We start from the raw sequence: 13,503 nt of genomic DNA on the forward strand, positions 1-13,503 counted from the left end.
CTCACCCCTTGGTCTTGAATCTCAGGCAATAGTCCACTTGGCACTCCTCGACGGGATATCGCGCGTCCAGGTAGGCCTTGAGTCGTGGAAACTTGTCGTGCATGGAAATGTTGTTCAGGTTGAACGACCAGAAGGTCGTCGAATACACCACCGCCGGCGGATCGGCGTGCTGCAGATCGCTGAGCAGGTCCGCTTCGTAGGGCGGCGTGGCATAGACCGGATAGATGTACTTGGTGCAGGCCGGCAGGTCGGTCACCCCGTTGATGACCCCGTTGTTGGCCAGGTCGAACACGCACTGGGCGCCACTTTCCTGTAGACGGCGCGAGGCCCATTGCACCCCGGGTGTGGCCAGCGCCGCGTCATCCGGCAAGGCGGTCAGCGCTGGCACCCAGGCGAGCCCCTGGGCCCACACCCGCTCCACCGGCGACTTGTACAGATTGAAGGCAGCGAGCAGCACCAGCAGCGCCGCCAATGCCGGCACCAGCAGCCGCCGGCTGAAGGCCAGCAGGGCACCCGCCAGCAACACCGCGAAGAACGGTGAGGGATTAAGCCCGACCAGCCCGAGCAGCACGGCAGCCACAATGGCGACTGCTGCCGCCCGTGGATGGGCCGAGAGATCCCAGCCGCCATTGCGCGCGAGGCGCTGCCGGCGGGCGGCATAGAGCAGGCTCAGCAAGGGCACCCAGAAACCCATCTGGATATGCTGAAAGTCCGCGCGATTGACCCCGATCTTGAAGAAGATCGCGAGCAGCACCGCCAGAGCGCCAATCAGCGGCAGGTCTTCGCTCCAACGCCACGGCCAGGGCAGGCAGCGGATCAGGGCGAAACCTGCCAGGGCCGTGGGCACTACCAGGAGCAAGCTCAGCGCCAGAGGACGGGCGCTCAGGCCATAGCCCCACTGGGAAGAGGTTTCCAGCAGGAAGGTCAGGTTCTTGACGTAGTCGGTCAGGGCGAAGAAATCGGTACCAAAGCCAAGCCAGGCAATGGTCGCCGCGAAACTCAGGATCGATAGCAGATGCCGTCGTTGCAGCAATAAGGCGAGTACTACCGCCGAGCCGATGGCCAGCACCCCGGCGATGCCGCGGTCATAGGACCAGAACAGATTGAAGCCCGCCGCCAGCCCCAGCGACACCTCGCACACCAGGCGTCGCGGCGTGGTCTCCACCTTGCGATGCAGACAGAACAGGAACAGCGACAACAGCAGGAAGAGATCGCGATAGCCCACCACCTGGGTCGCCAGGGCACCCACGGCGACCAGTAGGATCAGGCGCGCGCGGCCCTTGGGCACGGGGCACAGCAATACCGCCGTGCCCCACAGCAGCAAGGCCGCGCTGGTGTTGCACAGGCCATAGAGGATCTGGGTCACCAGAAAGGTGTGCTGGGCGCCGAACCAGGTCTGCGCTAGCCATACTGGGATGAAATCCAGCCCGCCATGGATGGTGAAGGCATGGGCGCCCGGCTGACTGTGCAGCAGCGTCGGCAGCGTGGCGAAATATTCCCCCTGGTGGAAGGGGTCGAGAATGACGCCCTTGCCGAACAAAAAGAAGTTGATGATGGAAAAGGCCAGAACGCTGATGAAACCGGCGACGCCGGACACCCCCCTGGGTGTCGCTTCAGTGGAAGGGTTCGGCATCGAGGCGCTCCAAGGCATCGAAAATGTTGTCGATCTTGCCGCCCAGCATCGAATAGCAGCCGGGCAACTGGGGGTGTTGTTCGAAGAGGATGGGACGGCCGTCGTCCCCTTCGTTCTTCATCAGGATGGTCTTCACCTCGAACAGCGAATCCCGGTATTCCACCCGTGCCGCCGCCGACATGTAGCGGGCCACGTCCCGCACCATCCAGTCCGCCCGCGAGGCACGGTCGTAGTCGTCGAGCAGCGCATAGGGATCGGTGCCATTGGCGTCTTCCCAGTTGAGGTGCGGGGTGTAGCGCACATGGGACAGGGTGTGCAGACCGCGCGCCGGGAAGGGCATCATGGAAAAGAACGGACCATCCATGACCGTCACGCCGAGATTGCGCAGCTCCGGAGGCATCTCCACCAGGGCCATCTCGGTGATCTCGTGACGCAGACGCGTGGTGGTACCGGGGAAATCACCGCCGTACTGGTTGAGACCGCTGTAGGTGCAGTTGAAGAGATAGCGGCAATGCATCTCCTCCTGCCCGCCGGCTTCATCCACCACGTCGACCCCGAGGCCACCGGTTTCACCGCGGATCGCCGTCACGCGACTCTTGAAGCGCAACTCGACGCCGACGGTATCCAGTTCGCGACTGACTTCAGCGGCGAGAACGGCGGAGTTGAAGGCATATTCCTCGGTGAGATAAACCGCCTCGATCAGTCGATCGTCGAACAATCGACTTAATTCCTCGGACGCCGGTTGCAGCGACGCCTCGATACCCTGGCAGAAACGCTCGAACTGTTTGGCCGTCACCTTGGAGTTGTTGCGGGCGATGGCATACAACTTGGTGAAGTCCCGCACCACCACATCGGGATAGTCGCGCAGGAAGCGCGGCAAGTTGACCCGACTGCGAAAGGCCGTGACGAAACTGCGGGGATAGTGATAGCCGTTATGAACCCGAGCCTGATTATGATAAGAGGCGCGCTTCAACAGCCCCTCTTCCCTTTCGATCAGCGTGACTTTCGCAAAGCCTCTCACCCGCATGAGATACAGGGCCGTCATGGCCCCATAGAATCCGCCACCTATGACGATCGCATCTCTCATGATCGTCAGGCCATGCCGGATTGAGTAGCCGGCCTTGCGGCATTACCGCCCTGCACCACTTCGACATTGAGCTTGTCGCGCCGCGTCATGACCGCACTGGTGAACTCCTGGGCGACATGATAGAGCGGCCCTTCGTTGACTCTGTGGGTCAACTGCAGGACATATTCGCCAAGCACCAGCAGGACCAGCGAAATGAGAAAGAACATGCCGGACTGCTGTAATGAAATCGTCACCCAACCGGGTGCCACGTCATCCTTGAACACGCCGATGGCGATGACGTAGATGGAATAGAGCAGATTGGACAGGGCCCCCACGATGGACAGGAAACTGACCATGCGCATGGGCTTGCGGGTGGAGGACACCAGCAGTCGAGCACCCCGATCGAAACTGCCGGACAGCCGCTTGGGCTTGGTGCTGCGCGGCGGCATGCTGTATTCGAGGTTGATGCGCGAGAACCCTGCGGTGGCGGGTAGATGCCGGTAGGTCAACGCCGGCGCGGGATGGCGCAGGATGTAGTTGATGACCTTCTTGCTGAGCATTCGGAATTGGGGCGCGTCCTTGGCCAGATCCACCCCGTTGAATCTCTTGTAGAGACTGTTGAAGCCATTGGAGCAAAGGCTGTAAGACAGCGTCTGCCGAACTTTCTGCTGATTGTTGGCAAAGACCACGTCTACCCCACCGGCTGCCTGTTGCAACATGTCGGGCAGGAAGGCGATGTCATCGGTTTCCGGATCTATGACGACTGCGAAGTCGCCCAGAGCATTTTCCAGTCCCACCCAGGCGGCGGTATCCGAATCCACTTCCTTGGTCAGGGCATATACCTGCAGATTGGGCAGGCCATTGATACTGGTGAGTTGCTTTAATCGAGCTACGCTGTCATCAGAGGAGGCGTTGTCGACGATGATAAGTTCGTAGTCACTTACCAAGGGACCGATGACAGTTGCGGCGCGCTCAAGCACGTTTTGCAACTCGGTTGCCTGATTACGAACGACGAAGACGACTGAAAGTAGGACGGGATAAAAGGCCATGACGCAAACCTCCAGAGGCGCTCCAGATTCATGCAATGCAGACGGTTAGCCAACGGAGAGTACAGATAAATTCGACAGGTTTTCTTCTGCTGCTCTACGCTGTGATCACAACCACAAATCGCTGCTGGAAGAGCCTGGAAGTCGGACAAGGTCGCTGTTTTTGCCCTATCCTCCGAACTGCTGTAACGGTTCGGCAAGGGTGCTTGACGGCGTCGGGCCGCGAGGAGAGGTACTGGAAAGGAATCTGGTGTCCCAGAGTGGGGTCGAACCACCAACCTTCCCCTTAGGAGGGGGATGCTCTATCCAATTGAGCTACTGGGACAGGAAAGGGCACTCATGTTAACGAGCAGCGAACCGTTTGTCATGTTCCAGCTCGGCTGAACCAGGCGGGCATGCAAGGCTGGCAGAGGAAGGAAGTTCTTCGTTAGCTTTGCAATTTGCCCAGTACGTCGGTAAATTGACGTCAATAAAAACAGACGCCTAGGGACAGGTCGTTACAGAGTCCAAGGTGCCGTGAGTGCTAGCGGAACGAGACGAGGGCTTACGCCTTCACTGATTTTTGACTCCAGATGAAGTACCTCAATGACCCAGGCCATTAGATCCTACTCAAGCCGTACCGCTGACAAATTCGTCGTGCGTCTGCCCGAGGGCATGCGAGAGCGCATCGCGGATGTGGCCCGCAACCATCATCGCAGCATGAACTCCGAGATCATCGCGCGCCTCGAGCAGAGCTTGCAGCAAGAGGGCGCCCTAGGCGACGAACCCGGGCTTCGCCTGGACAGTCCGGAGATCACCGCCAGTGAGCGGGAACTGCTGCAGCGCTTTCGGCAACTCTCGGGTCGACAGCAGAATGCCCTGATCTCGCTGATCGCCCACGACATCGACGCCGCCTCCTGACGGCGTCCGGGCTGCCCCGCACCTAAGCAGCCCGTTGTGGTCCGCCCTGCCCTACATCAGGAACAGGGTGGCGAGTCCCAAGAAGATGAAGAAGCCGCCGCTGTCGGTCACGGCGGTGATCAGTACGCTCGAGCCCATGGCCGGGTCGCGACCGAAGCGCTGCAGGGTCATGGGAATCAGCACCCCCATGAAGGCCGCCAACAGCAGATTGAGAGTCATGGCGCCCATCATCACCAGGCCCAGTGACCAGCTGCTGTAGAGATAGAAGGCCACCAGCCCTATCACCCCACCCCAGATGACCCCATTGCACAGGGCGACGCCCATTTCCTTGCGCAGCAGCCGCGTGGTGCTGGTGACGCTGATCTGCCCCAGCGCCATGGCGCGGACGATCATGGTGATGGCCTGATTGCCCGAGTTGCCGCCGATACCGGCCACGATGGGCATGAGCGCGGCAAGGGCCACCAGCTTCTCGATCGAACCCTCGAAGAGCCCGATGACGCGCGAAGCGATGAAGGCGGTGATGAGGTTGGTGGCCAGCCAGGTCCAGCGATTGCCCACCGATTTCCACACCGAGGCGAAGACGTCTTCGTCTTCGCGCAGACCGGCCATATTGAGGACTTCGCTTTCGCTTTCCTCGCGGATCAGGTCGACCATCTCGTCGATGGTGAGACGACCGATCAGCTTGCCGTTCTTGTCCACTACCGGGGCCGAGACCAGGTCATAACGTTCGAAGGCCTGGGCCGCGTCATAGGCGTCGCCATCCGGATGGAAGGCCACCGCCTCCTTGGCCATGACCTCGACCACCAGCTTGTCCGGATCGTTGACCAGCAATCGCTTGATCGGCAGCACACCCTTGAGGATGCTGTCGTTATCGACCACGAACAGCTTGTCGGTGTGGTCGGGCAGCTCCTTGAGCCGGCGCAGGTAGCGCAGCACCACTTCCAGAGCGACGTCGTCGCGGATGGTGACCATCTCGAAGTCCATCAGGGCACCGACCTGATCCTCTTCGTAGGACAGCGCGGAGCGCACCCGCTCGCGCTGCTGGGCGTCCAGGGCGTCCATGAGCTCATGGACGACATCGCGCGGCAGGTCCGCGGCCAGATCGGCGAGTTCGTCGGCGTCGAGCTGGCCGGCCACCGCGAGGATTTCCTGATCGTCCATGTCGGCGATCAACGTCTCGCGGACGGCGTCTGAGACTTCCAGCAGGATCTCGCCATCACGCTCGGTCTTGACCAGTCCCCAGACGGTCAGACGATCTTCTTGCGGCAGGGCTTCGAGAATGAAGGCGACGTCGGCCGGGTGCAGCTCGTCCAGGCGGGCACGCAGCTCTTCGAGTCCTTCTTCGGGAATATCGGCGGGGGCTACGGGGGCGCGGTCCTGGTCTTCACGCGCCTCGACAGCGAGGTCGTAGCGCTCCAGCAACTCGACGACCTGGGCGAGCCGCTCCTGCAGCGTCTCGTGGGGCTTTCTGATGTCTGCTTCTTTCACTACGGTCATAGCGCACTCCGGCCCGCCGGCGGAGCGCACCGACGAACCCTATCTCAACAACGGGACGAAAAAGGCGATTGAGTGTTGACTGGGTAAGTCCATAAGGGGGGATGACCACTGCCCCGGCGGGGCTGACGGCGGGGATGATACACCGGACCGGTTGCCGGTGCGAAGGCAAAAGGGTTTCAAAACAGCTATTTGCAAGGGCTTTGGCAGGGTATCGAGACGGCGATTTTGGTTCTCGTGCAGCGACCTTTACTTCGCTAAGCTGGAGGCCTACGTCAAGGAGGACGTCCCATGAAGAAGCTGCTCGTGCTCGGCCTGTTGCTGGGCTGCGACCCGGCCCACTCGGCCACGGTCTATCGCTGCGAAGATGCCAGCGGCCACCTCACCTTTTCCGCCAGCGGCTGCGCTTCGGACAGCGACAGCAGCCTGCAACGCGCGGACAACCCCCGTCCGGGTGGCGCCAGGCCCACCCTGATGGCGAAACCCAAAGCCGCACCCCGCAAGGAGGTCTCGCGTGCGCCAACCGTGGTAGCCGCCAAGACGGATGGGTGCGGTGATCGGCTCAGCGCCAGCGAGAAGCGGCAGGCGATCATCCGCGGACAGGTCAGGGTCGGCATGAGCCGAGCGGACGTGGAGAACGCCCTAGGACAACCGCGGCGGATTTCCCAGCTGGATACCCTGACCCGCTATCACTACGACGGACGCCAGCGCAAGGAACGCTCGCGCCTGGTGACCTTCGACGAGCACGGCTGCGTGCGTCGACGCTGACGCACGTAGATCCTAATTAGAGCCTGTTCAAAGTCTCGCGAGCTAGAGACAAACAAGGCCTAGGCGGCCCCGCGAAAATAGCTGAGGGAGCGCAGTTTACACGTAGTAAATGAGCATTCCGACCGGGCTGGCGCTCCAGGCCATTTTCAACGCCGTCTGGCCGACGCGCAGCAGACTTTGGACAGGTTCTCAGAGCACGGCGCGGGGATAGGAGCCAAGGACCTTGAGCGCCACGGCGCCGGTGGACAGGCGTTCCAGCACGTCGCGGATCAGCGGATCGGCCTGGTGGCCGAGGAAATCGATAAAGAAGACGTAGGTCCACTTGCCGCTGCGCGAAGGCCGCGTCTCGATCCGGCTGAGGTCGATGTTGTTGGTGTGGAACGGCAGCAGCAACTCGTGCAGGGCACCCGGCTTGTTCTGCATGGAGACGATGATGGAGGTTTTGTCATCGCCACTGGGAGGCACGTCCTGGTTGCCGATGATGAGGAAGCGCGTGGAGTTGTCCGGGCGATCCTCGATCTTCTGCTGCACCGGGGTCAGGCCATAGAGCGAGGCCGCCATGTCGCCGGCGATGGCCGCGCTGTTCCACTCCCCCTTCACCCGCCGCGCTGCCTCGGCGTTGCTGGCCACCGCCACCCGCTCGACGCTCGGGTAGTAGGAGTCCAGCCACTTGCGGCACTGGGCCAGCGACTGGGCATGGGAATAGATGCGGGTGATGCTGTCGGCCTTGGTGTTCTCGCCGATCAACAGGTGGTGGTGGATGCGCAGCTCCACCTCGCCGCAGATCGACAGGTTGTGCTCGAGGAAGCTGTCCAAAGTGTGGTTGACCGCCCCTTCGGTGGAGTTCTCCACCGGCACCACGCCGAAGTTGGAGGCGCCGGCGGCGACCTCGCGAAAGACCTCGTCGATGGCCGCCATGGGCCGCGTCACCACGGCCTTGCCGAAGTGCTTGAGCGCCGCGGCCTGGGAGAAGGTGCCTTCCGGGCCGAGGTAGGCCACGTGCAGCGGCTCTTCCAGGGCCAGGCAGCAGGACATGATCTCGCGGAATAGCCGCGCCATGTCTTCGTCGCGGACCGGACCGCCGTTGCGCTCCATCACCCGCTTGAGCACCTGGGCCTCGCGCTCGGGTCGGTAGAACACGGGCTTTTCGCCCTCCGCCAGCGTCCCCATCTTGACCCGTGCCACGTCCTGGGCGCAGCGGGCACGTTCGCTGATCAGCTCCTGGATGCGTTCGTCCAGACTGTCGATTCGCAGGCGCAGAGCCTTGAGCTCGTGTTCCGACATGATCAGCCGTGCTCCTTCTCGAATTCGGCCAGATAGGTCACCAGCGCCTGGACGGCTTCCAGGGTGACGGCGTTGTAGATGGAGGCGCGCATACCGCCCACCGAACGGTGGCCCTGCAGATACAGCAGGCCACGTTCCTCGGCGCCTGCCAGGAAGGCCTTGTCCAGGCGCTCGTCGGCCAGGCGGAAGGGCACGTTCATCCAGGAACGGTCATTCTTGGCGATGGGGTTGCTGTAGAAGTCGCTGGCGTCGATGAAGCCGTACAGCAGCTCCTTCTTCTGGCGATTCAGGCGCTCCATGGCGGGCAGGCCGCCCTGCTCCTTGAGCCACTTGAACACCAGCCCCGACAGGTACCAGGAGAAGGTGGCCGGGGTGTTGTACATGGAGCCGTTGTCGGCCTCGACCTTGTAGTCCAGCAGCGTCGGGCAGGCGGCGCGGGCGCGACCCAGCAGGTCTTCGCGGACGATCACCACCACCAGGCCGCTAGGCCCGATGTTCTTCTGGGCGCCGGCGTAGATCAGCCCGAAACGCGAGACGTCCAGCGGGCGCGAGAGGATGTCGGAAGAGGCATCCGCCACCAGGGGCACGTCACCCACGTCCGGAATCCAGTCGAACTCCAGGCCGCCGATGGTTTCGTTGGGGGTGTAGTGGACGTAGGCGGCGTCCTTGGACAGCTGCCATTCGCTCTGCGCCGGAATGGCGAAGTAGTCGTAGCCCTTGGAACTGGCGGCGACGTTGACGGTGCCATAGTGCCGCGCCTGCTCGATGGCCTTGCGCGACCAGATGCCGGTGTCGATGTAGTCGGCGCTGCCGCCCTCGGGCAGCAGGTTCATCGCCAGCTGGGCGAACTGCAGGCTGGCGCCACCCTGCAGGAACAGCACCCTGTAGTTGCTGGGGATGGCCAGCAACTCGCGCAGATCGGCCTCGGCTTGGCTCGAAATGGCGGTGAAGTCTTCACCGCGGTGGCTCATCTCCATTACCGACAGGCCACGGCCCTGCCAATCCAGCAGATCGGCCTGGGCCTGGCGCAGCACAGCTTCGGGCAGGGCCGCCGGGCCGGCGCAGAAGTTGTAAGCACGCTTGCTCATCGCTCGTCATCCTCGTTGGGCAGGTCATCGCTCGGCACGTCGCTGGCACCGGGCAGCACATCGTCCTGGTCCGGCTCGTGGCTGTCGACCGGCAATTCCTTGTCGAGCAGTTCGTCGTCTAGCTCGGCTTCGTGGTCCAGCAGCTCTTCGTCCACCGAAGGCTCCTGCACCCGCTCCAGGCCCACCAGTTTCTCGCCCTTGCCGAGCTTGATCAGGGTCACGCCCTGGGTGTTACGGCCGGTACGGGAGATGCCCTCGACCGGGGTACGCACCAGGGTGCCCTGGTCGGAGATCAGCATGATCTCTTCGCCGTCCAGTACCTGGATGGCACCGATCAGGGGACCGTTGCGTTCGTTGATGACCATGGCGATCACGCCCTGGCCACCGCGACCACGCTGCGGGTATTCGGCCATGGCGGTGCGCTTGCCGAAGCCATTGAGGCTGGCGGTCAGGATCTCGGCGCCCGGTTCGGGGATCAGCATGGAAATCAACCGCTGGTTCTCGGCCAGACGCATGCCGCGCACGCCGCGGGCGGTACGGCCCATGGTGCGCACATGGCGCTCCTTGAAGCGGATGACCTTGCCACCGTCGGAGAACAGCATGACTTCGCGGGCACCGTCGGTGATGGCGGCAGCGATCAGGCTGTCGCCCTCCTCTAGCTTCAGCGCGATCAGGCCGTTGCTGCGCGGACGGCTGAACTGCACCAGCGGGGTCTTCTTCACGGTGCCGTTGCGGGTGGCCATGAAGATGTAGGCACCGGTGGGCTCGTCCTGCTCGGCGTCGAGGAGCTCGCCCTCTTCGCCTTCGACCTCGACCTCGACCTCGTCTTCCACCAGCACGGCGTCTTCGATGTCCAGGTTGTCGTCCTGCTCGCCCAGGTCCTCTTCACCGATGGGCGCCTGCTGGCGCACGGCTTCCAGATCGACCGGCAGCATGGCAGTGATGCGCTCGCCTTCGGCCAGCGGCAGCAGGTTGACCAGCGGCCGGCCACGGGCGGCGCGGGAGGCCTCGGGGATCTCGTAGGTACGCTTCCAGTAGACCTTGCCCAGGCTGGAGAACAGCAACAGGGTGGTATGGCTGTTGGCGACCAGCAGGTGTTCGATGTAGTCCTCTTCCTTGACCGCCGAGGCCGAGCGACCGCGACCGCCCCGGCGCTGGGCCTGGTAGGCGTGCAGCGGCTGGGACTTGGCATAGCCGCCGTGGGAGATGGTGACGACGCGGTCTTCCTCGGTGATGAGGTCGGCGATGGTCAGGTCCACCTGGGAGGCGATGATCTCGGTGCGACGCTTGTCGCCGAACTCGGCCTTGACCTTTTCCAGCTCCTCGCGGATGACTTCCATCAGCCGCTCGGGGTTGGTCAGGATGCGGATCAGCTCGCCGATCTGCAGCAGGATCTCCTGGTACTCGGCGATGAGCTTCTCGTGCTCCAGACCGGTCAGGCGGTGCAGACGCAGATCCAGAATGGCCTGGGCCTGTTCCGGCGAGAGGTGGTATTTGCCCTCGTGCAGACCATACTGCTCGGGCAGTTCGTCCGGACGGCAGGAATCGGCGCCGGCGCGCTCGACCATCTCGCGTACCGCGCTGGATTCCCAAGGCGTGGCGATCAGGCGTTCCTTGGCTTCGGCCGGGGTCGGCGAGCTCTTGATCAGCTCGATGACCGGATCGATGTTGGACAGGGCGACCGCCTGGCCTTCGAGGATGTGGCCACGCTCGCGCGCCTTGCGCAGTTCGTAGACGGTCCGTCGGGTGACGACTTCGCGACGGTGGCGAATGAAGGCTTCCAGCAGTTCCTTGAGGTTCAGGGTGCGCGGCTGGCCGTCGAGCAGGGCCACCACGTTGATGCCGAACACCGTCTGCAGCTGGGTCTGGGCGTAGAGGTTGTTGAGCACGACCTCGGGGGTTTCGCCACGGCGCAGCTCAATGACCACGCGCATGCCATCCTTGTCGGACTCGTCGCGCAGCTCGGTGATGCCTTCGATCTTCTTCTCTTTCACCAGCTCGGCGATCTTCTCGATCAGCCGTGCCTTGTTGAGCTGGTAGGGCAGCTCGGTGATGACGATCTGCTGGCGATTGGCGCTCTTGTCGATGTCCTCGACTTCGGCGCGGGCCCGTACGTAGATGCGGCCACGACCGGTACGATAGGCCTCGATGATGCCGGCGCGACCGTTGATGATGCCCGCGGTCGGGAAGTCCGGACCGGGGATGTACTGCATCAGGTCGTCGACGGTCAGCTCGCTGTTTTCGATCAGCGCCAGGCAGCCATCGATCACTTCGCCGAGGTTGTGCGGCGGAATGTTGGTGGCCATGCCGACCGCGATGCCGCTGGAACCGTTGACCAGCAGGTTGGGGATGCGCGTGGGCATCACCGCCGGGATCTGCTCGGTGCCGTCGTAGTTGGGCACCCAGTCGACGGTTTCCTTGTCCAGGTCGGCCAAGAGTTCGTGGGCGAGCTTGGACATCCGCACTTCGGTGTAACGCATGGCCGCGGCGTTGTCGCCGTCCACCGAACCGAAGTTGCCCTGGCCGTCCACCAGCATGTAGCGCAGCGAGAAGGGCTGGGCCATCCGCACGATGGTGTCGTAGACGGCGGTGTCGCCGTGGGGGTGGTACTTACCGATGACGTCACCCACCACACGGGCGGATTTCTTGTACGGCTTGTTCCAGTCGTTGCCCAGCTCGCTCATGGCGTAGAGCACGCGCCGGTGCACCGGCTTGAGGCCGTCACGCACATCCGGCAAGGCCCGGCCAACGATGACGCTCATCGCGTAGTCGAGATACGACTGCCGCAACTCGTCTTCGATATTGACCGGGAGGATTTCTTTGGCCAGTTCACCCATGAGAAGCCTGGTTCCTTCTGATCTGAAAAGCGCTAGGGCTCGTCCGCACGTCGGCCGAGCCTGATATAGGAGAGGCGGAAGCCCGTCTGGCGGCGGCTGTCACCGGCGGCGCAAAAGGCGCCCCGACCGGTTTTCAGCACTGCATCACCGCCTGCCGAGGGCTTTCGAACAAAGCCTGTGCAAAGAGCGAAATTCTAACACATTCAGGGAGGTATCCGCCCCTGGCGATCACCTCAATGCAGGCGTCGGCGATTCATCAACTCGGCCATCTTCTTGGCGTCCGGACGCTCCACCACGCCGCGCTCGGTGACGATGGCGTCGATGAGATCGGCCGGGGTGACGTCGAACACCGGATTGAAGGCGTCCACATCCGCGGCGATGCGCTGGCCGCCGGCTTCGAGCAATTCATGACCGGCGCGTTCCTCGATGGGGATGTCGTCACCGGACGCCAGATTCATGTCGATGGTCGAACTGGGCGCCACCACCATGAAGCGCACTCCGTGGTGCATGGCGATGACCGCCAGGTTGTAGGTGCCGATCTTGTTGGCCACGTCGCCATTGGCGGTGATGCGATCGGCGCCGACGATCACCCAGGCGACGTTGCGCGTCTTCATCAGGTGCGCCGCCGCGGCATCGGCGTTGAGGCTGACCGGAATACCCTCCCCGGCCAGCTCCCAGGCGGTCAGGCGCGAGCCCTGCAGCCAGGGGCGAGTCTCGTCGGCGTGGACGCATTCCACCAGGCCGTCCAGGTGCGCCGCGCGCAACACGCCCAGAGCGGTGCCGAAGCCGCCGGTGGCCAGGGCGCCGGTATTGCAGTGGGTGAGGAAGGTCTGCTTGCTGGCGTCGTGCTTGCGGATCAGTTCGACGCCCAGCTGGGCCATGGTCAGGTTGGCTTCGCGATCGCTCAGGTGGATGGCCACCGCCTCGGCTTCCAGCGCCGCCAGGGCGCCTTCCCCGGTCGCGCGCGTCAGACGCTCGCGCATCCGGTTGAGCGCCCAGAACAGGTTGACCGCGGTGGGCCGCGACGCCGCCAGCAGCTCGAAGTCGGCGCTGACGGTCTCCTCCCAGTCCTCACCCGCCGCGGCGCGCTGCCGGGCGCCGAGCACCACGCCGTAGGCGGCGCTGATGCCGATGGCGGGCGCACCACGCACCAGCATGTCGCGGATGGCCTGGGCCACCTCGGCGGCGCTGTGACAGGCGACCCAGTGTTCGCGCAGCGGCAACAGGCGCTGGTCGAGCAGGTGCAGGGCACCGTCCCGCCAGTCGATCGCCTTGATCTTTTCCGCCGCCAGCAGACGCTCTCGCATGATCTCTCCTCGACCTGAATCTGTAGCCCGCCAGTATACCGGCATCGGCGCGCGGATTTAGCGGTAGCGCCACAAGGACC

At 63.4% G+C, this 13,503-nt stretch carries 10 protein-coding genes and 1 tRNA gene; 2 read left to right on the top strand and 9 right to left on the bottom strand.

Annotated features, from left to right (window positions below):
• Position 1: 1 nt before the first annotated feature.
• The 4 genes from V6W80_RS16285 to V6W80_RS16300 form a co-directional block, all read right to left on the bottom strand.
• Complete coding sequence (locus V6W80_RS16285; protein WP_338544816.1) at positions 2 to 1,633, bottom strand: hypothetical protein; 1,632 nt, start codon at positions 1,631 to 1,633, stop codon at positions 2 to 4.
• On the bottom strand, positions 1,614 to 2,678 hold the full coding sequence (locus V6W80_RS16290; RefSeq protein ID WP_338544817.1) for an FAD-dependent oxidoreductase: 1,065 nt from the start codon (positions 2,676 to 2,678) through the stop codon (positions 1,614 to 1,616). Before V6W80_RS16290 ends, V6W80_RS16285 begins: the two co-directional genes overlap by 20 nt.
• Before the next feature lie 47 nt (positions 2,679 to 2,725).
• On the bottom strand, positions 2,726 to 3,748 hold the full coding sequence (locus V6W80_RS16295; protein WP_026083951.1) for a glycosyltransferase: 1,023 nt from the start codon (positions 3,746 to 3,748) through the stop codon (positions 2,726 to 2,728).
• Positions 3,749 to 3,993: 245 nt separating this feature from the next.
• Positions 3,994 to 4,070: transfer RNA gene (locus V6W80_RS16300), tRNA-Arg, on the bottom strand.
• Between the two features lie 260 nt (positions 4,071 to 4,330).
• On the opposite strand from V6W80_RS16300, the gene V6W80_RS16305 reads away from it, so the two are divergent.
• On the top strand, positions 4,331 to 4,645 hold the full coding sequence (locus tag V6W80_RS16305; RefSeq protein ID WP_007160462.1) for an Arc family DNA-binding protein: 315 nt from the start codon (positions 4,331 to 4,333) through the stop codon (positions 4,643 to 4,645).
• Positions 4,646 to 4,696: 51 nt separating this feature from the next.
• Here the strand turns inward: V6W80_RS16305 and mgtE are convergent, their stop codons facing one another.
• Entirely contained in the window at positions 4,697 to 6,142 is a 1,446-nt protein-coding gene (mgtE, locus tag V6W80_RS16310) for a magnesium transporter (protein WP_017641994.1), read from the bottom strand.
• 288 nt (positions 6,143 to 6,430) lie between these two features.
• Between mgtE and V6W80_RS16315 the strand changes: the two genes are divergently transcribed.
• Positions 6,431 to 6,907: a DUF4124 domain-containing protein gene (locus V6W80_RS16315; protein WP_338544818.1), complete on the top strand. Its 477-nt coding sequence runs from the start codon at positions 6,431 to 6,433 to the stop codon at positions 6,905 to 6,907.
• Positions 6,908 to 7,096: 189 nt separating this feature from the next.
• Here the strand turns inward: V6W80_RS16315 and pheA are convergent, their stop codons facing one another.
• The 4 genes from pheA to mtnA all read right to left on the bottom strand — a co-directional run bounded on the left by pheA (position 7,097) and on the right by mtnA (position 13,423).
• Positions 7,097 to 8,191 (bottom strand): prephenate dehydratase, encoded by a 1,095-nt coding sequence (gene pheA / locus V6W80_RS16320; protein ID WP_017641992.1) that lies wholly within the window; start codon positions 8,189 to 8,191, stop codon positions 7,097 to 7,099.
• 2 nt (positions 8,192 to 8,193) lie between these two features.
• Positions 8,194 to 9,279 carry a 3-phosphoserine/phosphohydroxythreonine transaminase gene (serC, locus tag V6W80_RS16325; RefSeq protein WP_338544819.1) on the bottom strand — a complete coding sequence of 362 codons (1,086 nt, stop codon included), beginning with the start codon at positions 9,277 to 9,279 and terminating at the stop codon, positions 8,194 to 8,196.
• Positions 9,276 to 12,116: a DNA gyrase subunit A gene (gene gyrA / locus V6W80_RS16330; protein ID WP_184286363.1), complete on the bottom strand. Its 2,841-nt coding sequence runs from the start codon at positions 12,114 to 12,116 to the stop codon at positions 9,276 to 9,278. The genes serC and gyrA overlap by 4 nt, the downstream gene beginning before the upstream one ends.
• Positions 12,117 to 12,349: 233 nt before the next feature.
• Positions 12,350 to 13,423: an S-methyl-5-thioribose-1-phosphate isomerase gene (gene mtnA, locus V6W80_RS16335; protein ID WP_184286360.1), complete on the bottom strand. Its 1,074-nt coding sequence runs from the start codon at positions 13,421 to 13,423 to the stop codon at positions 12,350 to 12,352.
• Between the last annotated feature and the right edge of the window lie 80 nt (positions 13,424 to 13,503).

Origin of the sequence: Pseudomonas benzopyrenica (assembly GCF_036884265.1) — a bacterium.
In the GTDB taxonomy this organism is placed as follows: domain Bacteria; phylum Pseudomonadota; class Gammaproteobacteria; order Pseudomonadales; family Pseudomonadaceae; genus Chryseomonas; species Chryseomonas benzopyrenica.

What these genes read in the sequence shown, in the direction of transcription:
- V6W80_RS16295 (WP_026083951.1), bottom strand. Translation starts at nt 3,748, where the DNA reads ATGGCCTTTTATCCCGTCCTACTTTCAGTCGTCTTCGTCGTTCGTAAT.
- serC (WP_338544819.1), bottom strand. Translation starts at nt 9,279, where the DNA reads ATGAGCAAGCGTGCTTACAACTTCTGCGCCGGCCCGGCGGCCCTGCCC.
- pheA (WP_017641992.1), bottom strand. Translation starts at nt 8,191, where the DNA reads ATGTCGGAACACGAGCTCAAGGCTCTGCGCCTGCGAATCGACAGTCTG.
- V6W80_RS16315 (WP_338544818.1), top strand. Translation starts at nt 6,431, where the DNA reads ATGAAGAAGCTGCTCGTGCTCGGCCTGTTGCTGGGCTGCGACCCGGCC.
- V6W80_RS16290 (WP_338544817.1), bottom strand. Translation starts at nt 2,678, where the DNA reads ATGACGGCCCTGTATCTCATGCGGGTGAGAGGCTTTGCGAAAGTCACG.
- mgtE (WP_017641994.1), bottom strand. Translation starts at nt 6,142, where the DNA reads ATGACCGTAGTGAAAGAAGCAGACATCAGAAAGCCCCACGAGACGCTG.
- gyrA (WP_184286363.1), bottom strand. Translation starts at nt 12,116, where the DNA reads ATGGGTGAACTGGCCAAAGAAATCCTCCCGGTCAATATCGAAGACGAG.
- V6W80_RS16305 (WP_007160462.1), top strand. Translation starts at nt 4,331, where the DNA reads ATGACCCAGGCCATTAGATCCTACTCAAGCCGTACCGCTGACAAATTC.
- mtnA (WP_184286360.1), bottom strand. Translation starts at nt 13,423, where the DNA reads ATGCGAGAGCGTCTGCTGGCGGCGGAAAAGATCAAGGCGATCGACTGG.
- V6W80_RS16285 (WP_338544816.1), bottom strand. Translation starts at nt 1,633, where the DNA reads ATGCCGAACCCTTCCACTGAAGCGACACCCAGGGGGGTGTCCGGCGTC.